This window comes from Pseudomonas sp. A014 (assembly GCF_052378495.1).
Lineage (GTDB): Bacteria > Pseudomonadota > Gammaproteobacteria > Pseudomonadales > Pseudomonadaceae > Aquipseudomonas > Aquipseudomonas machongensis.
The window spans coordinates 4,201,021-4,225,725 of sequence record NZ_CP199001.1 but is presented as its reverse complement, the minus strand read 5'-3'; the positions used below and the strand labels follow the sequence as shown (position 1 = coordinate 4,225,725).

The window sequence follows — 24,705 nt, the reverse complement described above, 5'->3', positions numbered from 1 at the left end:
TGGCAAATTATTGACAGGCCGCCACCGTGATGGTCAGCGGCCTGTCCTGATCCTGGAGTTCGCCCCCCAATGTCGACCGCTGCGCAGCTGGATGCTCTTTCGCTCGAACAGGCGCTGACGCGCCTGCGCCTGATGTTCACCAAGCCGGGGCATCCCTACTACCTGCTGGCGCCTGCCTACCGCGATACCTCCTCCGGTATCGTTTCGATGCACTACCTCTGCCACATGCTCAACCTCAATGGCCGCGAGGCATACATCTACGGCACCGATGTGGTCAATCCAGACCTGAAGACGCCGCTGTTCGACCCGGCCGTCGCCCGCCGCCACCTGGCCGAGGGCAAGGTGCCGATCGCGGTCTATCCCGAAGTGGTCAGCGGCAACCCGCTGGAGTGCCCGGTGGTGGCGCGCTACATGCTCAACTTCGAGAGCTTCATCAGCGGCAAGAGCATGAATGCGGCGGCGACCGACTTGATCTTCTACTACGCCGAACGCCTTGCCGAGGCCCGTGGCGATGTCAACGTCGACCTGCTGTGCCTGCCCACCATTGACATCGAATTGTTCGCCGCCGGCGCTGCCGATTGTGCTCGCGAGGGCGCCTACCTCTACCAGAACCGCCACCCGCTGGAGATGATCGACTACGACCAGTTGCCTGCCGGCATTCGCCTGCTCAGCGTGGCCAATGCCCTGAGCCTGGTGGAGTTGGCCGAGGTGCTGCGCCATGCCGAGGTGCTGTACACCTACGAATGGTCGATGACCTGCGTGATCGCGGTGCTGTGTGGTTGCCCCGTGCTGTTCATGCCGGGGCATGGCGTGGATCAGCAGGTGCTCGAGAACAGCTTCTTCGGTTGCGTCGGCTTTGCCATGGCCGACCAGCCGCACGCCCTCGAACAGGCCCGGGCCACCGTTGGCGATGGCCTGCAGCGTTATGTGCAACGTACCGCATCGTTCTGGCAGCAGATGGACACCTTCATCGCCAAGACCCAGGACGCAGCCGTGCGTGAAGCCGCGGGCAACCGGCACGGTATGCTCGACTGGCTGCGGCAGCGCTATCCGCTGCCCGCCCAGGTACAGCGCCTGCAGCAGGCGTTGTCCGGGCCACAGGCGCCCAAGCTTGCCGTGCTGGTGCGTGATCATGGTGACCGCCAGGCACTGCTGCATACCCTGGAGAGTCTTGACCGTGGCCTGTATCGACAGTTGCAGGTGCATGTGCTGGGTGAGTGCGACCCGCAGCGTGTCGGTGTGCAATGGCATGCCTGCGATCCACGTGAGCCGGTGGCGACGATCAACACGGTGCTGAGCGATAGCGCAAGTGACTGGTGCCTGCTGGTCGAGGCTGGCGAGACCTTCGTCGCCAGCGGGCTGCTGGCGCTGGCGGTGCGTTTGCTCGATGCGGCCGATGACTGCCAGGCGGTGTACGCCGACGAAGGGCTGCGCCGCGAGGGAGGGGAAATCGAGCTGGCGCTGCGTCCGGACCTTAACCTCGACCTGCTGCTGGCCATGCCGGGCAGCCTGTCGCGGCACTGGATCTATCGGCGCGAGGCGCTGGCGGCAGGGTTCGCCAGCGACTGCGGGCGAGCCTTCGAACTTGGCCTTCAGTTGAGTTTGTTGCTTGAGCGCGGGTTGGGCAGTGTCATGCATGTCGCCGAGCCTCTGTTGATCGGCAATGGCGAGCCGCTGGCGGCCTGTGCCGACGAACAGAGGGTCATCGAGCATCACCTGCGCCTGCGCGGCTATGAACGGGCGCAGGTCTTGGCCCTTGACGACGTGCCGGGCGGTTATCGCATCGACTACGGCCATGCGCATGTCGCGTCCGTGAGCATCATGGTGCCGTTGCGCGGGCAACTGGTCGACTTCCAGCGCTGCCTGGAAACCCTGCTCACGCACACCGCCCATGAGCAGTTCGAGGTGTTGCTGATCGAGGCGGGCAGTGAAGACCCGGCACTGCTCGAATGGCTGGATATGGTGGGGCAGATCGGCGATGGGCGCTTCCAGGTGCTGCGCTACATGCCAGGCCAGCCATGGGCTGCGTTGTGCAACGCGGCTGCGCAGGAGGCGCGGGGTGATTATCTGGTCTGGCTCGACGGCCGCGCCGCGGTGCTCGATGGCAACTGGTTAGCGGCGCTGCTCAATCATGCCCAGCGCCCCGAAGTCGGTGCCGTCGGTGGCAAGTTGCTGGTTGGTGACGGCACGGTACGCCAGGCCGGCTTGCTGCTCGGGATCGACGGCTCTGTGGGACCGGCGTTCGCCGGCCTGCCTGCGCAGTCTGCGGGCTACATGGCGCGCCTGGGGCTGGAGCAGAACTTCGCTGCTGTTGGTGGCGAGTGCCTGATGCTGCGGCGCGAACTGTTCCACGAGGCAGGCGGCTTCGATGCCAGCGAGTTGCTGGCGCCCTGGGCCGATGTCGACCTGTGCCTGAAACTGTATCAGGCTGGCTATCTGAATGTCTGGACACCGCATGCGCGTTTGCTGCTGGATGCGCCACGCGATGCGCTGGCCAGCGAAGAGCAGCACGACGCGTTGTATGCACGTTGGTTGCCGCGTCTGGCACATGACCCGGCCTACAACGGCAATTTCTCGCTGCGTGCCGGGCAAGGTTTCGTGCTGCAAAGCAATGACCTGAGCTGGCGACCGCTGCTCGGCAAGGTGCCGCGAGTGTTGGCTTGCATTGCCGAGCAGGATGAGCAGGCTCTGTCGCGTCTGATCCATCCGCTGGGTGCGATGTGCGAAAACGCGTTGCTCGACGGTGCCGCGACCGTCGGGCTGTTGTCTGCGGTGGAGCTGGAGCGTTTTGCCCCGACCAGCGTGATCCTGCAGCGACCGCTGGATGATGCAGGGCTGCTGACCCTGCGTCGGCTGAGTGCATTCTCCCGGGCGCTGAAAGTGGTGGTGCTCGACAGTTATCCCGCGCTTGCACAGTTCGAGTCCAGCGAGGATCTGCTGCAGCGCCTGCAGGCGGCGTTGATGCACGCTGACCGGGTACTGGTGTCGACCCCCGTGCTGGCCGAGCGGCTGCAGGGGCTGCACCACGATATCCGGGTGTTGGAGAGCGCCTTGCCGGTCGGCTGGGGCCGCCTGAAGGGCGAGCGACGCGCAGGAGACTTGCCACGTCTTGGCTGGATCGCCGGCAAGGACGACGAGATGCTCGAACAGGTAGTGCCGGCCTTGTCGGATGAAGTCGAGTGGGTGGTGCTGGGTGAGTGTCCCGGTAGCTTGAAGCCGTTCGTCAGCGAGTCGCACCCAGCGGTCGAGCCAGGGCGTCTCGGCGAGGCCCTGGCGGCGTTGAATCTCGATCTGGCTCTGGTGCCCATGGCCGACTCGATGGAAAACGCCTGCTCTGGCGACATGCGCGTGTTGCAGCACGCGGCCTGTGGTCATCCGGTGATCTGCAGTCGAGTGCCGGGCTTTGCCGCAGGCGATGCCTTGCCGCTGTCGCGTGCGGGCAACCAGCCCGACGAGTGGCTGCAGGCGATCCGTCTGCACTTGTCCGACCGCGACGCGTCGGCGGCATTGGGTGATGCGTTGCAGGCGGCGGTGCGTGGGCAGTGGCTGCTCGAAGGGACGCGACTGGAGAGCTGGCGCCGCGCCTGGTTACCCGATTGAGGGGGGGGCCGCAGTGAGGATGTGACGCTGCGGTGTCCATTCGACAAAAAACGCGTGACTTGAGAGTCACTTCGCGCATCTTCACTGTATATTGTCCAAACTAGGAGCCGCCGTCGCGCAGCCAAAACGTGGTCAGGAACAGGGGCGTCCCGTGTTTCCTGGCGTTTCGTCGTTGCGTACGCCGTGGGCTACTTCGCTGTTATTGAACGGGAAGCCACATGATTGGCATTAAAAGCATCGCCAGTTACCTGCCGACTCAAGGGGTAGACAACTACGCCCAGGGCGCAAAATTCGGCAAGGACCAGGATTTCATCTTCGGCAAGATCGGCTCCACGTTCTTGCCGCGCAAGGACAGCGAGCAGGAAACTTCCGACCTGTGTGTCGAGGCCGCGCGCAATCTGTTCGCCGCCAATCCTTCGCTCGACCCTGCCAGCATCGATGCAGTGATCGTCGTCACCCAGAATGGCGACGCCGAGGGCCTGCCGCACACCGCCGCCATCGTCCAGCACAAGCTGGGGCTTGCGACCCATGTTGCGGCGTTCGACGTTTCGCTCGGGTGCTCGGGCTATGTCTACGGCCTGTACGCGATGAAGGGCTTCATGGAAGCTGCGGGCCTGAAGAACGGCCTGCTGATCACCGCCGATCCGTACTCGAAGATCGTCGACCCTGAAGACCGCAACACCACCATGCTGTTCGGTGACGCCGCCACCGCGACCTGGATGGGCGAGGGCGCGGCCTGGCAACTGGGCAAGTCGCTGTTCGGTAGCGACGGTGCCGGTGCCGAGCACCTGCGCACCACCGATGGCAAGTTCTTCATGAACGGTCGTCAGGTCTACAACTTCGCCCTGGTCAAGGTACCGGCGCACCTGAACCAGTTGCTCGAGGCCAGCCAGCTCAAGGCTGACGACATCGACCTGTATTGCCTGCATCAGGGCAGCGCGGCCATCGTCGATGCGGTGTCGGCGCGCTTCGATGAGGGCGCGCACAAGGGCAAGTTCGTCAAGGACATGGTCGAGACCGGCAATACCGTTTCCTCCAGCATTCCGTTGCTGCTGGAGAAGCATGTGCTGGGTTCGACCCACAAGCGTGTTGCTCTCAGTGGCTTTGGCGTCGGCTTGTCGTGGGGTTCGGCGATCATCGAACGCACTGATTGAGTGTTGTCGCGGTATCTGCAAAAGCGCCGAACGGGTAACCGTTCGGCGCTTTTGCATTTCTGCTGTCTATTTGGCAGTTCTGCGGGCCCCGGCGGACGCTGTATTTCTGGCGTCAAACCCTTGATTTCATTGGGGTGGCAGCGTGCCACTAAAAAAAATCGCAAAACCCCCTAAAGCAAACCGCCACGACGACGATAACCATTACGAAGGTTCTCTAGGCCACACACCCGGCAAACGCCAGGGCCGGAAGCCGCAGTACCCAATCCAACGAGGAATTCGTCATGGCTTTGACCGTTAACACCAACACCACCTCTCTGGGCGTTCAGAAAAACCTGAGCCGTGCTTCCGACGCTCTGAGCACCTCGATGACCCGTCTGTCGTCCGGCCTGAAAATCAACAGCGCCAAAGACGACGCCGCTGGCCTGCAGATCGCTACCCGCATGACCTCGCAGATCCGCGGTCAGACCATGGCTATCAAGAACGCCAACGACGGTATCTCCATCGCCCAGACCGCTGAAGGCGCGATGCAAGAGCAGACCAACATCCTGCAGCGTATGCGTGAACTGGCCGTCCAGTCCCGAAACGACTCCAACAGCCAGCAAGACCGTGACGCTCTGGACAAAGAGTTCCAGTCGATGCTGTCGGAAATCGACCGTATCGCCGACTCCACCCAGCTGAACGGCAAGAACCTGCTGGACGGTACCGCTGGCGTCATGACCTTCCAGGTCGGCTCCAACTCCGGCTCCGCCAACCAGATCACCGTGACTCTCAGTGCCGCGATGAAAACCACCGGTACTGGCGCTGCGCTGACCGCCCTGGCTGGCAAGAGCATCACCGGTGCCAACAGCACCGCCGCCGAGCAGACCTTCACCGCCGCCATCAGCGCAATCGACGCTGCCCTGCAGGCAATCAACACCAACCGTGCTGACCTGGGTGCCGCCCAGAACCGTCTGACCAGCACCATCAACAACCTGCAGAACATCAACGAGAACGCCGAAGCTGCTCGTGGCCGTGTACAGGACACCGACTTCGCTGCCGAAACTGCCCAGCTGACCAAGCAGCAGACCCTGCAGCAAGCTTCGACCTCGGTTCTGGCCCAGGCCAACCAGCTGCCGTCGGCAGTTCTGAAGCTGCTGGGCTAATCTGCCTGATAGCTGCTGGCGGGGGAGTGCACTTGCGGCGCTCCCCCGCCTTTTCATTACGAGGTGGTGGACATGGACATGAGCGTCAAGCTGAACCTGTCTTATCCGGCCGCACGTTCGGCCGAGCAGGTTGCCGACAAGCCGGTCTCGCGGCCGTTGGAAGCATCCGCCGAGGGTGGCAAGAAGGACGCGGTCAAGGTGCACGACACTGACAACGTCAAGAAAGCCGTCTCGCAGATCGAGCAATTCCTGAAAGAAACCCGACGTAATCTTGAGTTTTCCACGGATGAAGAATCCGGCAAGATTGTCGTCAAGGTCATCGCCAGCGAAACCGGCGAGCTGATCCGTCAGATTCCCTCCGAGGAGGCCCTGCGGATCGCCGAAAGCCTGCGCGATGTCAAAAGTGTACTGTTCAACGCCAAGGTCTGACCGGCGGCGAGCATTGCGCGTTACGAATCATGCCGGCCTTGCAGGAGCGAGGCGGGCGCGTTGAAGAGAGGGGCAGGACATGGCAGCAATTACTCCTAGCACAGGCGTGGGCTACGGCCTCGAGATCAGCAAGATCGTTGATGCCTTGGTGAAGTCCGATACTTCGGCCAAGTCCAACCAGATTGCTCGGCAGTCGAGCAACAACTCGGCGATCCTCTCGGGCATCGGCTCCCTGCGTAGCGCTCTCACGGCGTTCCAGGACGCCATGAAGAAGCTCAACGACAAGGATGCGCCTTCCTTCAACGCCTTTGCCGGTACGTCCGCCAACGAAAGCGTGGTCAAGATCAAGACCACCAACAGTGCGGTTGCCGGTACCTACGATATCCGGGTAAGCCAACTGGCCACTGGCTCCAAGGTCGCCAGCCAGCAGTTCGCCGGGGGGGGGACCTCAGCGATCAGCGAAGGTGAGCTGACCATCAGCCAGAACGGCAAGACCTACAAGGTCAACGTTGCTGCCGGTTCCACGCTGCAAAGCGTGCGCGACCAGATCAACAAGGAACTGGGCAAGGAAGGCATCACCGCCAACGTCGTCAACGAGGCGGGCGGTTCGCGTCTGGTGTTCGGCTCTACCACGACCGGCAAGGGCAGTGACATTTCCGTTGGCGGTATCCCCGAACTTACCATCGATGGCACGCAGAAGATGGTGGGTGCGGGGGGCGGCTTTATCGACGCCTTGGCACAGGATGCCGAGTTCTCCGTCGACGGTTTGAAGCTGACCAGTTCCAAGAACGTCGTCGACAACGCGGTCAGTGGCCTGAGCCTCGAGCTTACCGGCACCACTTCGCCCACTGCCACGACCGGGGTCAAGGTGAGTGTGACACTCGATAACGATGGCCTGAAGAAATCGGTTCAGTCGTTTGTCGATGCTTACAACACCCTGCGCAAGGCTGTTACCGCCCTGACGACACCGACCAAGGACTCTTCCGGTAACGTGACCAGCCTGGGCCCGTTGACCAACGATCCGACCACGCGCTCGTTGCTGAGCGACATCGGCAAGGTGGTCGCCGAAGCCGGTTCGGGCACCCAGCTCAATACCCTTAGCCAGCTGGGTATCAACACCCAGAAAGACGGCACGCTTGAGTTCAACAGCACCAAGTTCACCGCTGCACTGAACGACAAGAAGCTTGGCTCGGAGATTCAGGGGCTGTTCACTGCCGACGGTGGCGTTTTCGACCGGATGACCAAGGCCCTCGATCCCTACGTCAAGACCGGCGGTTCGCTGGATTCGCGCAAGTCGGCGCTCGACAAGGTGACCAAGAACCTGCAGGACCAGCAGGCTGCGCTGGACCGCCGTACCGAGCTGCTGACCACCTCGCTGACCAAGAAGTACGCAGCGCTCGACACCGCCCTGGGCCTGATGAAGAAGCAGGGCGAGCAGATCGTCTCGATCTTCGATGCGATGAATGCCCAGGCCAAGAAAGGCTGATCGCTAAGCGGCGACAAAAGCCCGGTGACACCTTGCAGGTGTACCGGGCTTTGTGTTTCATGGCTAAAGTTTTTTGACGAGCTGGCGATACAGCAGGTATACGCAACCTTTTCGCTGCAATGAGGTAGTTCCATGAACCCGATGTTGGCCCTTCGGCAGTACCAGAAAGTCAACGGTGCTGCGCAGACTTCCGAAGCCAGTCCGCACCGTCTGGTGCAGATGCTGATGCAGGGCGGTCTTGACCGAATGGCCCAGGCCAAGGGCGCCATCGCGCGCAAGGACGTCGCCCAGAAGGGCATTCTGATCGGCAAGGCCATCGACATCATTGGCGGCCTGCGCGAAGGGCTGGATCTGGAGAATCACGCCGACAGCCTGACCGACCTCGACAACCTGTACCAGTACATGAGCCGTCGCCTGATCGAAGCCAACGTCCACAGTGACCCGGCGATCATCGACGAAGTGGCGCGCCTGCTGATCACGGTCAAGGAAGGCTGGGACGCCATCGGCGAACAGGTGCCGGCAGAGTAATTCCAGGAGGCGCACATGAGCGAAGTGATTGCACGTATCGAAGAGACCCGCGATGCCTTGCTGGCAGCGTTCGCTGAGCGCGACTGGGATGCGGTGGGCAAGCTCGACCTGGCATGTCGCGTGTGCGTCGAGGATATCCTGGCCGAAGCGCAGGAAAACGATGCACAGGTCAGGAGCAGTCTGGATGAATTGCTGGCGGTGTATCGGCAATTGATTGAATTTGCAAGTGGTGAACGTCAATCGATAGTCGACGAGATGACGCAGATCCGTCAGGCAAAAAACGCGACAAAGGTATACCATCTGTTCAGCTGATCGCTGGGCAATGCAAGAAGCTGCGCGCCATTAATTTGACTGTGTGCTGTTTTTTGACTTAACTAGTGGCTGTTTTCGAAATTTCAGACGTCCGAACACTGACCATTTCAGTCGGAATGATGTCGAGCACGCCTGCGGGCGCCGATATGACTAGGGAAGTTAGTATTGAATGTGGCGTGAAACCAAGATCCTCCTGATCGATGACGACAGCGAACGCCGCCGCGATCTGGCGGTGGTCCTGAATTTTCTCGGCGAAGAGAACCTCTCCTGCTCCAGTGCGGACTGGCAGCAGTCGGTAGAGGCATTGTCTTCGAGCAGGGAAGTCCTGTGTGTGCTGATCGGGGCTGTGAATGCACCGGCGAGTGTCCTGGGCCTGCTTAAGACAGTGGCTGCGTGGGATGAGTTCCTTCCAGTTCTGCTTCTAGGTGAAATTTCTTCTGCCGAGTTCCCTGAAGACCTGCGCCGGCGCGTGCTGTCCAACCTGGAGATGCCGCCCAGCTATAGCCAGTTGCTCGATTCGCTGCACCGGGCCCAGGTCTACCGTGAGATGTACGACCAGGCGCGCGAGCGCGGTCGTCAGCGCGAACCCAACCTGTTCCGCAGCCTGGTTGGCACCAGCCGCGCGATCCAGCATGTGCGGCAGATGATGCAGCAGGTGGCCGACACCGATGCCAGCGTGCTGATCCTCGGTGAGTCCGGCACGGGCAAGGAAGTGGTCGCGCGCAACCTGCACTATCACTCCAAGCGCCGTGAAGCGCCTTTCGTGCCGGTCAATTGCGGGGCGATCCCTGCCGAGCTGCTCGAAAGCGAGCTGTTCGGACACGAGAAGGGCGCCTTCACCGGGGCGATCACCAGCCGTGCGGGGCGTTTCGAACTGGCCAACGGCGGTACCCTGTTCCTCGACGAGATCGGCGACATGCCGTTGCCGATGCAGGTCAAGCTGCTGCGCGTGCTGCAGGAGCGTACCTTCGAGCGGGTTGGCAGCAACAAGACCCAGAGCATCGACGTGCGCATCATCGCGGCGACCCACAAAAACCTCGAGACCATGATCGAAGAGGGGACCTTCCGCGAAGACTTGTACTATCGCCTGAATGTCTTCCCCATCGAAATGGCGCCGCTGCGCGAGCGTGTCGAGGACATTCCGCTGCTGATGAACGAGCTGATCTCGCGCATGGAGCACGAGAAGCGCGGCTCCATCCGTTTCAACTCGGCCTCGATCATGTCGCTGTGCCGGCATGGCTGGCCGGGCAACGTCCGTGAGTTGGCCAACCTGGTCGAGCGTATGGCGATCATGCATCCGTACGGGGTGATCGGCGTTGCCGAGCTGCCGAAAAAATTCCGCTACGTCGATGATGAAGACGAGCAGTTGGTCGACAGCTTGCGCAGCGATCTCGAAGAGCGCGTGGCGATCAACGGCCATGCGCCGAACTTCTCCAGCCACGCCATGCTGCCGCCGGAAGGCCTGGATCTGAAGGACTATCTCGGCAGCCTTGAGCAGGGGCTGATCCAGCAAGCCCTGGACGACGCCAACGGCATCGTTGCCCGCGCCGCCGAACGCCTGCGCATCCGTCGAACCACGCTTGTCGAGAAGATGCGCAAGTACGGCATGAGTCGCCAGGGCGGCGAAGACCAGGCCGAAGACTGAAGCCCCGCCCCTTGCAGGCGCAACCTCGCGTTGCGCCTGCAAGGGGCTGGTGTGTTTTCAGAAACCCCATCCCCGGCACGGCTATTGCTACACCGCAGGCAAAGTACCGTTTTTATGACGGTCAGCCATGCGAGAGAGCACGATGCCCCAGGCCGCCCACATCTCCCGAGCCCCTGAGCAGCAGGGACGCACCCCGGTCGAACAGGAAAGTCGACAAGGGCTCGAGCAGGCGTTCGCCCTGTTCAACCAGGTTTCCTCCCAGCTCAGTGAGTCGTACAACATGCTCGAGGCCCGCGTCAGCGAGCTCAAGGGCGAGCTGGAGGTGGTCAGCGCACAGCGCATGGCCGAGCTGGGTGAAAAGGAGCGTCTGGCCAACCGCCTGCAGCATTTGCTGGATCTGCTGCCTGGCGGGGTGATCGTCATCGACGGCCAGGGCTATGTGCGCGAAGCCAACCCTGCCGCCTGTGAGTTGCTCGGTGCGCCGTTGGTCGGTGAGCTCTGGCGCCAGGTCATCGCCCGCAGCTTCGCGCCGCGAGAGGATGACGGCCACGAGGTGTCACTGCGTGACGGTCGACGCTTGTCCATTGCCACCCGTTCGCTGGATGCCGAGCCCGGTCAGTTGGTGCTGCTCAACGACCTGACCGAAACCCGTCGCCTGCAGGGACAACTGGCGCGTCACGAGCGTCTGTCGTCGTTGGGGCGCATGGTTGCCTCGCTGGCGCATCAGATTCGCACGCCCCTGTCGGCGGCCATGCTCTATGCCAGCCATCTGGCCGACGACCAGGGCGGCCTGGCTCTGGAAACCCGTCAGCGCTTCGCCGGCAGCCTGAAGGAGCGTCTGCACGAGCTTGAACATCAGGTGCGCGACATGTTGGTGTTCGCCCGTGGCGAGTTGCCGCTCAATGACCGGCTGACCCCAAAGGCATTGTTCCAGGCGCTGCAACAGGCTGCGCACTCCCATGTGCAGGGCCATGCGGTGCGCTGGCAGTGCGACACGCACTTGGGCGAGTTGCTGTGCAATCGCGACACCCTGGTTGGCGCCTTGCTCAATCTGATCGAGAACGCGCTGCAGGCAAGCTCGGAGCCCGCGCGCCTGAAAGTACACCTGTTGCGTCGGGGGCAGAGCCTGCACCTGTGCGTCAGTGATGCTGGCAGCGGGATCGACGCGCAGCTGCTGGCGCGCCTGGGCGAGCCGTTCCTGACTACCAAGGCCACCGGCACCGGCCTCGGCCTGGCGGTGGTCAAGGCGGTGGTCAAGGCGCATCAGGGCAGTCTTGAGCTGCGCTCGAAAGTCGGGCGTGGCACTTGCGTGCGGGTGGTGCTGCCGCTGATCGACGGGCAATCGACGGAGGTGCAGTGATGGTCAAGGTTTTGTTGGTCGAGGACGATCGTGCCTTGCGCCAGGCATTGGGCGATACCCTGGAGATCGGCGGGTTCGACTACCGCGCCGTGGGTAGTGCAGAAGAGGCGCTGGACGCCGTGGCCGAAGAGGCCTTCGGGTTGGTGGTCAGTGATGTGAACATGCCGGGGATGGATGGCCATCAACTGCTTGCGCAACTGCGTCGTCACCATCCGCAACTGCCCGTGCTGCTGATGACTGCGCACGCTGCAGTGGAGCGTGCGGTGGAGGCGATGCGTCAGGGCGCTGCCGACTACCTGGTCAAGCCGTTCGAACCCAAGGCGTTGCTGAGTCTGGTCGATCGTCATGCCGCGGGGCACCTGGGTGTCGAAGAGGAGGGGCCGGTGGCCAGTGAGCCGGCCAGTCGGCAGTTGCTCGAGCTGGCTGCCCGCGTGGCGCGCAGCGACTCCACGGTGTTGATCTCGGGCGAGTCGGGTACCGGCAAGGAAGTGCTGGCGCGTTACATTCATCAGCGCTCGGCGCGCGCCGCGCAGCCATTCGTGGCGATCAACTGCGCGGCGATTCCAGACAACATGCTCGAAGCCACGCTGTTCGGTCACGAAAAAGGCGCGTTCACCGGTGCCATCGCGGCCCAGGCGGGCAAGTTCGAGCAAGCCGATGGCGGCACCCTGTTGCTCGACGAGATTTCCGAAATGCCACTGGGCCTGCAGGCCAAGCTGCTGCGCGTGCTGCAGGAGCGGGAGGTCGAGCGGGTCGGCGGGCGCAAGCCGATCACCCTGGACATTCGCGTGCTGGCCACCACCAACCGTGACCTGGCTGGCGAAGTCGCTGCCGGGCGCTTCCGTGAAGACCTGTACTACCGCCTTTCGGTCTTCCCGCTGGCCTGGCGCCCACTGCGCGAGCGCAGCGCCGATATCCTGCCGCTGGCCGAGCGCCTGCTGGCCAAGCATGTCGGCAAGATGAAGCATGCGCCGGTTCGCCTGTCGGCCGAAGCGCGGGCATGCCTGCAGGCGCACGCATGGCCTGGCAACGTGCGCGAGCTGGACAACGCGCTGCAGCGAGCGCTGATCCTGCAGCAGGGTGGGGTGATCGAGGCGGCGGATTTCTGTCTGGCGGGCGCCATTCCCTTGTCACCAGCAAGCAGTGATATCACAGAGCCATCATCGCTTGAATCGGCTTCTGAGTCCAGTGGCCTGGGCGACGATATGCGTCGTCATGAATTCCAGATGATCATCGATACCTTGCGCGCCGAACGTGGGCGTCGCAAGGAGGCTGCCGAACGGCTGGGCATCAGCCCGCGTACGCTGCGCTACAAGCTGGCGCAGATGCGCGATGCGGGGATGGATGTCGAGGCCAGCCTGTACGGGTAAGTGCCTTTGCGGAGCGACTTTGCGAAGGCTGGCACCTTTGTTGCTTTAACCGTTTTACCCGCTGCATCAGTGTCAAAAAAATGCGGCCGCCGGAGAGAGAAGTTCATGAGCCAAGGTGTTGAATTCAATCGTCTGATGTTGGACATGCGCGCGATGCAGGCCGATGCCATGTCGCTGCCCAAGGTCGCCGCTGCGCCTGAGCTCGCCCCGGGCCAGAGCAGCTTTGCCGACATGCTCGGCCAGGCCATCAACAAGGTCAGCGATACCCAGCAGGCATCGAGCCAGTTGGCCAACGCCTTCGAGATCGGCAAGAGCGGTGTCGACCTCACCGACGTGATGATCGCCTCGCAGAAGGCCAGTGTGTCGTTCCAGGCCCTGACCCAAGTGCGCAACAAGCTGGTCCAGGCGTACCAGGACATCATGCAGATGCCGGTTTGAGGACGAATTGAGTCATGGCCGAAGCAGTCGTCGATAACGCCCCCGCCAAGAGTGGCCCGCCCGTGGCCAAGCCGCCGCTGTTCGGCATGGCGTTTCTGGAAAACATCTCGCAGATGCCCATGCTGCGTCAGGTCGGTCTGCTGGTCGGGCTGGCTGCCAGCGTGGCCATCGGCTTTGCCGTGGTGCTCTGGTCGCAGCAGCCGGACTACCGTCCGCTGTATGGCAGCCTTGTCGGCATGGACACCAAGCAGGTCATGGAAACCCTGGCCGCCGCTGATATTCCCTACACCGTCGAACCCAATTCCGGCGCGCTGCTGGTCAAGGCCGATGACCTCTCCCGTGCCCGCATGAAATTGGCCGCCGCCGGCGTGGCGCCAAGCGATGGCAACATCGGTTTCGAGATCCTCGACAAGGACCAGGGCCTGGGTACCAGCCAGTTCATGGAGGCGACCCGTTACCGTCGCGGCCTGGAAGGCGAATTGGCGCGTACCATCTCCAGCCTGAACAACATCAAGGCTGCTCGCGTGCACCTGGCCATTCCGAAAAGCTCGGTGTTCGTGCGTGACGAGCGCCGCCCGAGCGCTTCGGTATTGGTCGAAATGTTCCCGGGCCGCAACCTGGAAGCCGGTCAGGTGATGGCCATCGTCAACCTGGTCGCCACCAGCGTGCCGGAGCTGGACAAGTCGCAGGTCACCGTGGTCGACCAGAAGGGCAATCTGCTCTCCGATCAGTTGCAGGACACCTCGCTGACCATGGCCGGCAAGCAGTTCGACTACACCCGCCGCATGGAAGGCCTGCTCACCCAGCGTGTGCACAACATCCTGCAGCCGGTGCTGGGCAACGACCGCTACAAGGCCGAGGTGTCCGCCGACGTCGACTTCAACGCCGTCGAATCCACCTCCGAGCAGTTCAACCCTGACCAGCCGGCGCTGCGCAGCGAGCAGTCGGTCAACGAGCAACGTGCCAGCAGCCAGGGCCCGCAGGGTGTTCCCGGCGCGCTGAGCAACCAGCCGCCAGCTGGTGCTGCTGCACCTGAGAACGCTGCCGGTACCGGTACCCCGGCCGGTGCCATCGCCCCCGGCCAGCCGCTGGTCGATGCCAACGGCCAGCAGATCATGGACCCGGCCACCGGCCAGCCGATGCTTGCACCGTATCCGTCCGACAAGCGCCAGCAGAGCACCAAGAACTTCGAGCTGGACCGCTCCATCAGCCATACCCGCCAGCAGCAAGGTCGCCTGACCCGCCTGTCGGTGGCCGTGGTCGTGGACGATCAGGTCAAGGTCGATGCCAACGGCGAGACCACCCGCGCGCCCTGGGGCGCCGAGGACCTGTCGCGCTTCACTCGCCTGGTGCAGGATGCGGTCGGCTTCGATGCCAGCCGCGGCGACAGCGTGACCGTGATGAACGTGCCGTTCTCCGCCGACCGTGGCGAAGTGCTGGCCGACATCCCGTTCTACTCGCAGCCCTGGTTCTGGGACATCATCAAGCAAGTGCTGGGCGTGGTGTTCATCCTGGTGCTGGTGTTCGGCGTGCTGCGCCCTGTGCTCAACAACATCACCGGTGGCGGCAAGAGCGCGGCCACCGACAGCGACATGGAACTGGGCGGCATGATCGGCCTGGACGGCGAGCTCGGCAACGACCGCGTCAGCCTTGGCGGTCCGAGCAGTATCCTGTTGCCAAGCCCGAGCGAAGGCTATGAGGCGCAACTGAACGCAATCAAGGGCCTGGTGGCCGAAGACCCGGGCCGTGTCGCCCAGGTCGTGAAAGAGTGGATCAACGCCGATGAGTGACAACCGAGCCGTTACCGCCAAGCTGAGCCGCGTCGACAAGGCGGCGATTCTCCTGCTGTCCCTGGGCGAGACCGATGCAGCCCAGGTCCTGCGCCACATGGGGCCCAAGGAGGTGCAGCGGGTTGGCGTCGCCATGGCGCAGATGGGCAACGTGCACCGCGAGCAGGTCGAGCAGGTGATGAGCGAATTCGTCGAGATCGTCGGCGACCAGACCAGCCTGGGCGTCGGCTCCGACGGCTATATCCGCAAGATGCTCAACCAGGCGCTCGGCGAGGACAAGGCCAACGGCCTGATCGACCGCATCCTGCTCGGTGGCAACACCAGTGGCCTGGACAGCCTGAAGTGGATGGAGCCGCGTGCCGTGGCCGATGTCATCCGCTACGAGCACCCGCAGATCCAGGCCATCGTGGTTGCCTACCTCGACCCCGACCAGGCCGGTGAAGTGCTGAGCAATTTCGACCATAAGGTGCGCCTGGACATCGTCCTGCGCGTCTCCTCGTTGAACACCGTACAGCCGGCGGCACTCAAGGAGCTCAACCAGATCCTCGAGAAGCAGTTCTCGGGCAACTCCAACGCTGCGCGCACCACCCTGGGCGGCATCAAGCGCGCTGCCGACATCATGAACTTCCTCGACAGCTCCGTGGAAGGCCAGCTGATGGATGCGATCCGCGATATCGACAGCGACCTGTCCGAGCAGATCGAAGACCTGATGTTCGTCTTCAACAACCTGGCCGACGTCGACGACCGTGGTATCCAGGCGCTGCTGCGCGAGGTGTCCTCGGACGTGCTGGTGGTCTCGCTCAAGGGCGCGGACGAGAAGGTCAAGGACAAGATCTTCAAGAACATGTCCAAGCGTGCTTCGGAACTGCTGCGCGACGACCTGGAGGCCAAGGGGCCGGTGCGGGTCAGCGATGTGGAAACGGCGCAGAAGGAAATCCTCACCATCGCTCGACGCATGGCCGAGGCCGGCGAGATCGTGCTCGGTGGCAAAGGCGCCGAGGAAATGATCTAAGCGATTTCGCGCACCGTTCTGACTGGCGCTGACCCTGTGGGAGCGGGTTTGCCCGCGAAGGCGCCAGGTCAGGCCACGCGTTGCTCCTGCTGACGCATTCGCGGGCAAGCCCGCTCCCACGGGGATCGCGTTGGCTGAACATGGTTTCGAGAACATGACAGCATGTCCACCAAAGAACATCCCAGCGACCTGATCCGCGCCCGCGACCTCGAGGGTGTCGATATATGGGCATTGCCCAGCTTCGATCCGGAGCCCGAGCCTGAACCTGAACCTGAGCCCGAGGTGGTCGAGGAAGTCGAGGAAGTGCCGCTGGAGGAAGTCCAGCCGCTGACCCTCGAAGAGCTCGAAGCGATTCGCCAGGAGGCCTACAACGAAGGCTTCGCCACCGGCGAGCGCGAGGGTTTCCACAGCACGCAGCTCAAGGTGCGCCAGGAGGCCGAAGAGGCCCTGACGGCCAAGCTGGCGAGCCTGGAGCAATTGATGGCCAACCTGCTCGAGCCCATCGCCGAGCAGGATACCCAGATCGAGAAGTCCCTCGTGCACCTGGTCGCCCATGTCGCCCGTCAGGTGATCGGTCGCGAGTTGGCCAGCGATTCCAGCCAGATCACTCATGTGTTGCGCGAGGCGCTGAAACTGCTGCCGATGGGCGCAGACAATATCCGCATCCACCTCAATCCGCAGGATTTCGAGCTGGCCAAGGCCCTGCGCGAACGCCACGAGGAAAGCTGGAAGCTGCTTGAAGACGAGTCGCTGCTGCCAGGCGGTTGCCGCATCGAGACGGCTCACAGCCGCATCGATGCCACCATGGAAACCCGCATGGAGAAGGCCGTGGCGCAGTTGTTCGAGCAGTCCCATGACCAGTCACTGCATCCTGCCGCGCCGGATCTGTCGGTCGACCTGGACAGCCCCGATGCGCCTTGAACGCACCAGTTTCGCCAAGCGCCTGGCCGGCTATGCCGAGGCGGTGAATCTCCCGGAGCAGCCTGTGGTCGAGGGCCGTCTGCTGCGCATGGTCGGCCTCACCCTCGAAGCCGAGGGCTTGCGCGGCGCCGTGGGCAGCCGCTGCATGGTGATCAACGACGACAGCTACCACCCGGTGCAGGTCGAGGCCGAAGTGATGGGCTTTGCGGGCAGCAAGGTCTTTCTCATGCCGGTCGGCAGTATCGCCGGTATCGCCCCCGGTGCGCGGGTTGTGCCGCTGGACGACAGCGGCCGCCTGCCCATGGGCATGAGCATGCTTGGGCGGGTGCTCGATGGTGCCGGCCGTGCCCTCGATGGCAAGGGCGGGATGAAAGCCGAGGACTGGGTGCCGCTGGATGGCCCGGTGATCAACCCGCTGAACCGTGATCCGATCAGTCAGCCGCTGGATGTGGGCATCCGCAGTATCAACGGCCTGTTGACTGTCGGTCGCGGCCAGCGCCTGGGTCTGTTCGCCGGTACCGGTGTCGGTAAGTCGGTGCTGCTGGGCATGATGACCCGCTTCACCAAGGCCGACATCATCGTGGTCGGCCTGATCGGTGAGCGGGGCCGCGAGGTGAAGGAGTTCATCGAGCACATCCTGGGCGAGGAAGGGCTCAAGCGCTCGGTGGTGGTCGCTTCGCCGGCCGACGATGCACCGCTGATGCGCCTGCGCGCAGCCATGTATTGCACGCGCATCGCCGAGTATTTCCGCGACAAGGGCAAGAATGTCCTGTTGTTGATGGATTCGCTGACCCGTTTTGCCCAGGCGCAGCGGGAAATCGCCCTGGCCATCGGCGAGCCGCCCGCCACCCGTGGCTATCCGCCGTCGGTGTTCGCCAAGTTGCCCAAGTTGGTCGAGCGCGCGGGTAATGGTGAGGCGGGTGGTGGTTCGATCACCGCGTTCTATACCGTGCTTTCCGAGGGGGATGACCAGCAGGACCCGATCGCCGATTCGGCACGTGGGGTGCTGGACGGACACTTCGTGCTGTCCCGGCGCCTGGCCGAGGAAGGGCATTATCCGGCGATCGACATCGAGGCTTCGATCAGCCGGGTGATGCCGCAGGTGGTGGATGCCGACCATCTGCGCCAGGCGCAGAAGTTCAAGCAACTATGGTCGCGCCTGTCGCAGAGTCGCGACCTGATCAGCGTGGGTGCCTACGTGGCCGGTGGCGATCCGGAAACCGACCTGGCCATTGCCTTGCAGTCCAAGCTGGTGGCGTTCTTGCGCCAGGGGCTGGACGAGAGTGTCGGCATGGCCGAGAGCGGCGAGCAGCTGGGCGCGGTGTTCGCCCCGCCGGCGGGCGGCTGATAGGCCATGGCCCTGCCCAGTCGTGCCGCGCGCCTTTCGCCGGTGGTGGAGATGGCCGAGGAGGCCGAGCGCAAGGCTGTCCAGCGCATGGGCCACTTCCAGCAACTGGTGGCCCAGGCGCAGGCCAAGCTCGCCGAGCTTGAGCGTTTTCGCGAGGACTACCAGTTGCAGTGGATCAACCGCGGCAGCCAGGGCGTTGGCGGCAGTTGGTTGGTCAACTACCAGCGCTTTCTGGGGCAGTTGGAAACGGCCATGACCCAGCAGCGCCAGAGCCTGACCTGGCACCAGAACAACCTCAAGAATGCCCGCGACGCCTGGCAACAGGCCTACGCCCGGGTCGAGGGTCTGCGCAAGCTGGTGCAGCGTTACCTGGACGAAGCCCGCCGGGCCGAAGACAAGCGTGAGCAGAAGCTGCTCGACGAGCTGTCACAGCGCTTGCCCAGGCAGAATCATTTTCCAGGCTGACACCGCTCAAAGCCGCTGCGCTTGCGGCCCAGCCGGGCTGCTGCTAAACCTTCCTGAGTCGTAGCCATCATCGAAGGAATCGCACGCATGGCAGTCGAAACTGATTTTTCACCGGACGAAAAGCAGCTGACGATCAAGGTCAAGGGCCGTTTCGATTTCGGCAAGCATCAGGAATTTCGTGACGCCTACGAGCGCCAGCACCCGGCGCCGGACTCGGTCGTGGTGGATCTCAAGGATGCGACGTACCTGGACAGCTCCGCACTGGGCATGCTGCTGCTGTTGCGCGATCACGCCGGTGGTGACCACTCGGATATCAAAGTGATCAATACCAGTTCTGATGTGCGCAAGATCCTCGCCATTTCCAACTTCGAAAAATTGTTCGACGTCAGCTGAGGCCGCTCATGCCCGCCGAACAGGGATTGAGGGTGCTGATCGCCGAGGACGGTGCCGCGGACCGCTTGCTGCTCGCGCAGATCGTGCGGCGCCAGGGACACGAGGTGGTCACTGCCGAAAACGGCGAGCAGGCCGTTGCGCTGTTCGCCGAACAGAGGCCGGACCTGGTGCTGCTCGACGCCTTGATGCCGGTGATGGATGGATTCGAGGCGGCGCGACGGATCAAGGCCATGGCCGGTGAAGCGTTGATACCGATCATCTTCCTCACCTCGATGAACGAGGAGCAGGGGCTGGTGCGTTGCCTGGAAGCCGGCGGCGACGATTTCATGGCCAAGCCGTATAGCGCAGTGATTCTGGCTGCCAAGATCGGCGCCATGGATCGCCTGCGTCGGCTGCAGGCCACGGTGCTGGAGCAGCGCGACGAACTGGCCCGGCATCACCATCACCTGCTCAACGAGCAGCGCGTAGCCAAAGCGGTGTTCGACAAGGTCGCCCATTCCGGTTGCTTGAGAAGCAGCAACATCCGCTATCTGCAGTCGCCCTACGCATTGTTCAACGGCGATCTGCTGCTGGCGGCGTTCGCGCCTTCGGGCGACATGCATGTGCTGCTGGGTGATTTCACCGGTCACGGCCTGCCGGCGGCCGTGGGGGCGATGCCCCTGGCCGAGGTGTTCTATGGCATGACCGCCAAGGGCTATGGTTTGGTCGAGACGCTGCGCGAGATGAACGCCAAGCTCAAGCGCATCCTGCCGGTGGACATGTTCTGTTGTGCGCTGCTGCTGAACCTGAGTTTCGAGCGTGGCACGGTCGAGGTGTGGAACGGGGGCATGCCCGATGGCTATCGTTTGTCGGCCGCCGGCGAGGTGCTGTCTGTGCTGCAATCCCGGCACTTGCCGCTGGGCATCCTGGCGCCCGAGCATTTTGACGACCGCACCGACATACTGCCGCTGGCAGCGGGGGAGCGATTGTTCCTGCTGTCCGATGGCGTGGTCGATACCAGCGATGCGACGGATCGATTGTTTGGTGTGGAGCGCTTGCGTGAGGTGTTGGCGGCCAACCGCGATTCCGGGCAACTGTTCGATGAAGTGATGCAGGCGCTGGAGCGTTTTGGTGGTGTGCCGCGAGACGACATCAGCCTGTGCGATATCCGCATGGCCGAACCTGGTGGCCTGGCACCTGTGGCGCCGGTGTATTCCGACAGCGGTCGCTCCAGTCCGCTGGATTGGTCGTTGTCGCTGGTGCTGCATGCCGACAGCCTGAAGCGCTTCAACCCGGTACCTTATCTGTTGCAGTTCCTCCAGGAAATCCATGGTCTGCGTCCCAGCAGCGGGGTGTTGCACAGTGTGCTCGGTGAGCTGTATTCCAATGCGCTGGAGCACGGGGTGTTGGGCATGGACTCACGGCTCAAGCAGGATGCCGAGGGATTTGCCGAGTACTACCGCGAACGCGGTCGGCGCCTGGCCGCGTTGTCCGAGGGCTTCGTGCAGATCGCACTGAGGGTGGAACCCATGGCGGCAGGTGGTCATCTGACAGTTGAGATCAGCGACAGTGGCACGGGTTTTGATATCGAGAAAGTCTTGGCGCGCCCTGCGTCGGAAAAAGGTTTCAGCGGGCGTGGGCTACAGTTGGTACAGCGCTTGGGCGTCAAGGCTCAATGGCTCGACGAGGGGCGGCGGGCGCGGGTGGAGTTCGGTTGGTGAGCGGCCTCGGCGATTGAGGCATAATCAAGCTTGATCAAGGAGTGAGCAAGTGACACACGAGCATATCGATCAAAAGGTCCTTAGCGACCTGCAGGAGGTCATGGAAGATGGCTACCTGCAGTTGCTGGAAACCTTCCTGGAAGACTCCGAGCGCCGTCTCAGTCAGTTGCACGAGGCCAAGGACGCCAGCGAGTTGGGGATGGCCGCCCACAGCTTCAAGGGCAGCAGCAGCAACATGGGCGCAGTTGGCCTGGCCAGTCTGTGCCAGCAGCTCGAGGAGCGTGTGCGGCAACAGCCTTTGTATGGCATCGAGGACCTGATCAATCGGATCGACCAGGAGTTCGTCGAGGTCCAGCGCTTCTACCGTAGCGAGCGCGAGCGGGTTTCTGCAGGCTGACGGCAAAATTGGCGCGAGTTTTGCCTGTCTTCACCCAGATTCTATTTCGGTTCACTGGCGTGGAGAGTTTCAATGCCTGTCGCATCCAATCCCTTGTTGCAAGCCGGCCTCGCCAACGCGACCTCGCGGGCGACCAGTCCTGCGGCGGACAAAACCCCGCAAGCACCGGGCAACCAGGGCAGCGGCTTCGACCAGCTGATGGCCCGACAGCAGAGCGACAAGATGCCGGTGCGCAACGACAAGGCCTCTGTACCGGCGCCCAAGGACAAGCCTGACTTCAATGCCGGCGGCAAGGGCGGCAACGACCGATCTTCGCCGGTTGCCGGTAATGGCAAGAACTTGCCAGCCAACAGCAACAAGGCCGCATCGGCCGCTGACAAGAACAACCAGGGTAGCGACAGCACTCAACAGGCTGGTGACAGTACCCAGCAGGCCTCCAGCGACGGCAATCAGGCAAGTGACTCGAGCTCCCTGGACGCCAGCCTGGTGGCAGGGCAGGTGACCGACGCCCAGGCGGGTGCGCAATTGCTCCAGGCCCAGGCCGAAGCTGTCGCCCCTGTGCTGCAGGCCGCGATCCAGCAGCCTGCTGCGCAACCGGTCCCTGAAGAGCTGGCGCCGCCGGTCGCCGAGCAGGATGACAGCGACTTCGATCCCGAGGCCGACGCCCTGGCGAACATGCCGACCTTGCGCCTGGCGCTCGAGCAGAGCGCCCAGGCCAAAGGCACCACCTCGACGCACGCCTCTGGCCAGGGTGACAAGACCCAGGCCCAGGACGACAGTGCCCAGGCCAACGTCAATACCTTGGCGAACCTGGCGGTCAAGCCTCAGGGTGAATCCGAGCGTGGACAGTCACAGCCTGGCGAAAAAGGCTTCTCCGAGCTGTTGTCCAATGGTCTGAAGGACGTCAAGCATGCCGACAGCGACACCCGCGTGGACGACTTCGCCAATCGCCTGGCCAACCTGACCCAGGCCGTCACCGCCAAGACTGCCCATGCCGTACCGCCGACCAATCCGCTGCACCAGCCCCTGGCGATGAATCAGGGGGCCTGGACCGAAGGGTTGGTCAATCGCGTCATGTACCTGTCGAGCCAGAACCTCAAGTCGGCCGACATCCAGCTCGAGCCTGCCGAGCTCGGCCGTTTGGACATCCGCGTCAATGTCGCGTCGGACCAGGCCACCCAGGTGACCTTCATCAGTGGTCACGCCGGCGTGCGCGATGCGCTGGACAGCCAGCTGTACCGTCTGCGCGAACTGTTCGCCCAGCAGGGGCTGGCCCAGCCTGACGTCAACGTCGCCGACCAGTCGCGTCAGCAACAGCAGCAGGCCCAGCAGGGGGGATCGAATCTGTCTGGTGTCGCTGCGCGTCGCGCCGGGGAGGCGGGCGAGGACGGTGAGCTGGCCGATGCTTCGCGGCCGGTGGAGCAGCAGGTGGTGATCGGCGACAGTGCGGTCGATTACTACGCCTGATCATTCGGGGCTGCGTCTGACACCGGTGCGGGCTTTTGTGAGCAACTGTCTTGCTCAAAATCTAGAAACCAGCCCAAATCCCTGTGGGAGCGGGCTTGCCCGCGAAAAATACACCGCGCTGCCTGGCACGGGCTACGCCCGTGTTCGCGGGCAAGCCCGCTCCTACCACCTCCTCAAGCCCGCTCGGCCAAATCTGGCATAACACTTGCTCAGCCACGTCATCCTTTCTTGAAACCCCGATGGACGACGGATTATTGGCATGGCGAAGAGCGACGCAGTCAAAGACCCCGCCACTAAAGGCAAACTGAAGCTGATCCTGCTGCTGGTGCTGGCCTTGCTGCTGGCCGTGGGCCTGTCGGTGGGCGCCACCTGGTTCATCATGCACAAGAGCGAGCCTGCACCTGCGGCCGACCCTGCCGTGGCCAGCGTCAAGCAAGCGGCGATCTACGAGCCCCTGGCGCCGGCCTTCGTGGTCAATTTCAACCAGAACGGCCGCCAGCGCTACATGCAGGTGAGCATTACCCTGCAGGGCCGCAACCAGGCTGACCTCGATGCGCTGAAAGTGCACATGCCGGTGATTCGCAACAATCTGGTGATGATGTTCTCCGGGCAAGGCTTCGACAGCCTGGCCAGCAGTGCCGTGGGCCAGGAAATGCTGCGCCAGAAGGCCACTGCGGTGGTCCAGGAAGTGGCGCAGAAGGAAGTCGGCAAGCCGGTCATCGACCAGTTGCTGTTCACCAATTTCGTATTGCAGTAGGAGCACACTCGATGGCCGTGCAGGACCTGCTGTCCCAGGATGAGATCGATGCCCTGCTGCATGGGGTCGACGATGGGCTGGTACAGACCGAGAGCGCTGCCGAACCCGGTGGCGTCAAGAGCTACGACCTGACCAGCCAGGACCGGATCGTCCGCGGTCGCATGCCGACCCTGGAGATGATCAACGAGCGCTTCGCCCGTTATACCCGCATCAGCATGTTCAACCTGCTGCGTCGCTCCGCCGACGTGGCGGTGGGTGGCGTGCAGGTGATGAAGTTCGGCGAGTACGTGCATTCGCTGTACGTGCCGACCAGCCTCAATCTGGTCAAGATCAAGCCGCTGCGCGGCACCTCGCTGTTCATCCTCGACGCCAAGCTGGTGTTCAAGCTGGTGGACAATTTCTTCGGTGGCGACGGTCGCCACGCCAAGATCGAAGGCCGTGAGTTCACCCCGACCGAGCTGCGTGTGGTGCGCATGGTCCTGGACCAGTGCTTCGTCGACCTCAAGGAAGCCTGGCAGGCGATCATGCCGGTGAACTTCGAATACATGAACTCCGAGGTCAACCCGGCCATGGCCAACATCGTCGGGCCCAGCGAGGCGGTGGTGGTCTCGACCTTCCACATCGAACTCGATGGCGGCGGCGGCGACCTGCACGTGACCATGCCGTATTCGATGATCGAACCGGTGCGCGAGATGCTCGATGCCGGTTTCCAGTCCGACCTGGACGATCAGGACGAGCGTTGGGTCAAGGCCCTGCGCGAGGACGTGCTGGACGTCAATGTGCCGCTCTCGGCCACCGTTGCCCGTCGTCAGCTCAAGCTGCGCGACATCCTGCACATGCAGCCGGGCGATGTGATTCCGGTAGAGCTGCCCGAACACCTGGTACTGCGCGCCAACGGCGTGCCGTCGTTCAAGGCGCGTCTGGGCTCGCACAAGGGCACCCTGTCGCTGCAGATCATCGACCCGATCGAGCGCCGCTGACGGCGAGCCGG

The 24,705-nt window shown here is 63.1% G+C and carries 22 protein-coding genes; all 22 read left to right on the top strand.

Going from position 1 to position 24,705, the window contains the following annotated elements; all coding sequences use genetic code 11:
• Nucleotides 1-69: 69 nt before the first annotated feature.
• The 22 genes from ACTYOL_RS19605 (at nt 70) to fliM (ending at nt 24,694) form a co-directional block, all read left to right on the top strand.
• Nucleotides 70-3,600, top strand: a complete 3,531-nt coding sequence (locus tag ACTYOL_RS19605) for a glycosyltransferase family 2 protein (RefSeq protein ID WP_444756952.1) — start codon at nt 70-72, stop codon at nt 3,598-3,600.
• A 218-nt stretch (nt 3,601-3,818) separates the two neighbouring features.
• Complete coding sequence (locus ACTYOL_RS19600; RefSeq protein WP_054891892.1) at nt 3,819-4,754, top strand: ketoacyl-ACP synthase III; 936 nt, start codon at nt 3,819-3,821, stop codon at nt 4,752-4,754.
• Nucleotides 4,755-5,035: 281 nt separating this feature from the next.
• Nucleotides 5,036-5,896: a flagellin domain-containing protein gene (locus ACTYOL_RS19595; RefSeq protein WP_054891891.1), complete on the top strand. Its 861-nt coding sequence runs from the start codon at nt 5,036-5,038 to the stop codon at nt 5,894-5,896.
• A 72-nt stretch (nt 5,897-5,968) separates the two neighbouring features.
• Nucleotides 5,969-6,325, top strand: coding sequence for a flagellar protein FlaG (locus ACTYOL_RS19590; RefSeq protein ID WP_153774594.1), 357 nt, complete (start codon nt 5,969-5,971; stop codon nt 6,323-6,325).
• A 79-nt stretch (nt 6,326-6,404) separates the two neighbouring features.
• On the top strand, nt 6,405-7,811 hold the full coding sequence (gene fliD / locus ACTYOL_RS19585) for a flagellar filament capping protein FliD (RefSeq protein ID WP_153774593.1): 1,407 nt from the start codon (nt 6,405-6,407) through the stop codon (nt 7,809-7,811).
• Nucleotides 7,812-7,943: 132 nt separating this feature from the next.
• Nucleotides 7,944-8,339, top strand: coding sequence for a flagellar export chaperone FliS (fliS, locus tag ACTYOL_RS19580; protein ID WP_054891888.1), 396 nt, complete (start codon nt 7,944-7,946; stop codon nt 8,337-8,339).
• A gap of 15 nt (nt 8,340-8,354) precedes the next feature.
• Nucleotides 8,355-8,651 (top strand): flagellar protein FliT, encoded by a 297-nt coding sequence (gene fliT / locus ACTYOL_RS19575; protein ID WP_054891887.1) that lies wholly within the window; start codon nt 8,355-8,357, stop codon nt 8,649-8,651.
• A gap of 169 nt (nt 8,652-8,820) precedes the next feature.
• Nucleotides 8,821-10,296 (top strand): transcriptional regulator FleQ, encoded by a 1,476-nt coding sequence (fleQ, locus tag ACTYOL_RS19570; protein WP_054891886.1) that lies wholly within the window; start codon nt 8,821-8,823, stop codon nt 10,294-10,296.
• 142 nt (nt 10,297-10,438) lie between these two features.
• Nucleotides 10,439-11,656, top strand: a complete 1,218-nt coding sequence (locus ACTYOL_RS19565; protein ID WP_444756951.1) for a sensor histidine kinase — start codon at nt 10,439-10,441, stop codon at nt 11,654-11,656.
• Nucleotides 11,653-13,026 carry a sigma-54-dependent transcriptional regulator gene (locus ACTYOL_RS19560; protein WP_200602782.1) on the top strand — a complete coding sequence of 458 codons (1,374 nt, stop codon included), beginning with the start codon at nt 11,653-11,655 and terminating at the stop codon, nt 13,024-13,026. The genes ACTYOL_RS19565 and ACTYOL_RS19560 overlap by 4 nt, the downstream gene beginning before the upstream one ends.
• A 105-nt stretch (nt 13,027-13,131) precedes the next feature.
• Entirely contained in the window at nt 13,132-13,464 is a 333-nt protein-coding gene (fliE, locus tag ACTYOL_RS19555) for a flagellar hook-basal body complex protein FliE (RefSeq protein ID WP_054891884.1), read from the top strand.
• A 14-nt stretch (nt 13,465-13,478) separates the two neighbouring features.
• Nucleotides 13,479-15,254 (top strand): flagellar basal-body MS-ring/collar protein FliF, encoded by a 1,776-nt coding sequence (fliF, locus tag ACTYOL_RS19550; protein ID WP_444756950.1) that lies wholly within the window; start codon nt 13,479-13,481, stop codon nt 15,252-15,254.
• Entirely contained in the window at nt 15,247-16,266 is a 1,020-nt protein-coding gene (gene fliG, locus ACTYOL_RS19545) for a flagellar motor switch protein FliG (protein ID WP_054891882.1), read from the top strand. The genes fliF and fliG overlap by 8 nt, the downstream gene beginning before the upstream one ends.
• Nucleotides 16,267-16,428: 162 nt before the next feature.
• Complete coding sequence (fliH, locus tag ACTYOL_RS19540; RefSeq protein WP_444756949.1) at nt 16,429-17,187, top strand: flagellar assembly protein FliH; 759 nt, start codon at nt 16,429-16,431, stop codon at nt 17,185-17,187.
• The gene (fliI, locus tag ACTYOL_RS19535; RefSeq protein WP_054891880.1) at nt 17,177-18,535 is read left to right on the top strand and encodes a flagellar protein export ATPase FliI; all 1,359 of its coding nucleotides are present in this window, start codon (nt 17,177-17,179) and stop codon (nt 18,533-18,535) included. The genes fliH and fliI overlap by 11 nt, the downstream gene beginning before the upstream one ends.
• Before the next feature lie 6 nt (nt 18,536-18,541).
• Nucleotides 18,542-19,000 carry a flagellar export protein FliJ gene (gene fliJ / locus ACTYOL_RS19530; protein ID WP_054891879.1) on the top strand — a complete coding sequence of 153 codons (459 nt, stop codon included), beginning with the start codon at nt 18,542-18,544 and terminating at the stop codon, nt 18,998-19,000.
• Nucleotides 19,001-19,087: 87 nt separating this feature from the next.
• Nucleotides 19,088-19,393, top strand: a complete 306-nt coding sequence (locus ACTYOL_RS19525; protein ID WP_054891878.1) for an STAS domain-containing protein — start codon at nt 19,088-19,090, stop codon at nt 19,391-19,393.
• 8 nt (nt 19,394-19,401) lie between these two features.
• Nucleotides 19,402-21,093 carry a SpoIIE family protein phosphatase gene (locus ACTYOL_RS19520; protein ID WP_444756948.1) on the top strand — a complete coding sequence of 564 codons (1,692 nt, stop codon included), beginning with the start codon at nt 19,402-19,404 and terminating at the stop codon, nt 21,091-21,093.
• Nucleotides 21,094-21,142: 49 nt separating this feature from the next.
• Nucleotides 21,143-21,490 carry an Hpt domain-containing protein gene (locus ACTYOL_RS19515; protein WP_054891876.1) on the top strand — a complete coding sequence of 116 codons (348 nt, stop codon included), beginning with the start codon at nt 21,143-21,145 and terminating at the stop codon, nt 21,488-21,490.
• Nucleotides 21,491-21,562: 72 nt separating this feature from the next.
• A complete protein-coding gene (locus tag ACTYOL_RS19510) occupies nt 21,563-22,957 on the top strand; it encodes a flagellar hook-length control protein FliK (RefSeq protein WP_444756947.1) in 1,395 nt (464 codons plus the stop codon).
• 259 nt (nt 22,958-23,216) lie between these two features.
• The gene (fliL, locus tag ACTYOL_RS19505; RefSeq protein ID WP_054891874.1) at nt 23,217-23,714 is read left to right on the top strand and encodes a flagellar basal body-associated protein FliL; all 498 of its coding nucleotides are present in this window, start codon (nt 23,217-23,219) and stop codon (nt 23,712-23,714) included.
• Nucleotides 23,715-23,725: 11 nt separating this feature from the next.
• Nucleotides 23,726-24,694, top strand: a complete 969-nt coding sequence (gene fliM / locus ACTYOL_RS19500) for a flagellar motor switch protein FliM (protein ID WP_054891873.1) — start codon at nt 23,726-23,728, stop codon at nt 24,692-24,694.
• Nucleotides 24,695-24,705: the final 11 nt, after the last annotated feature.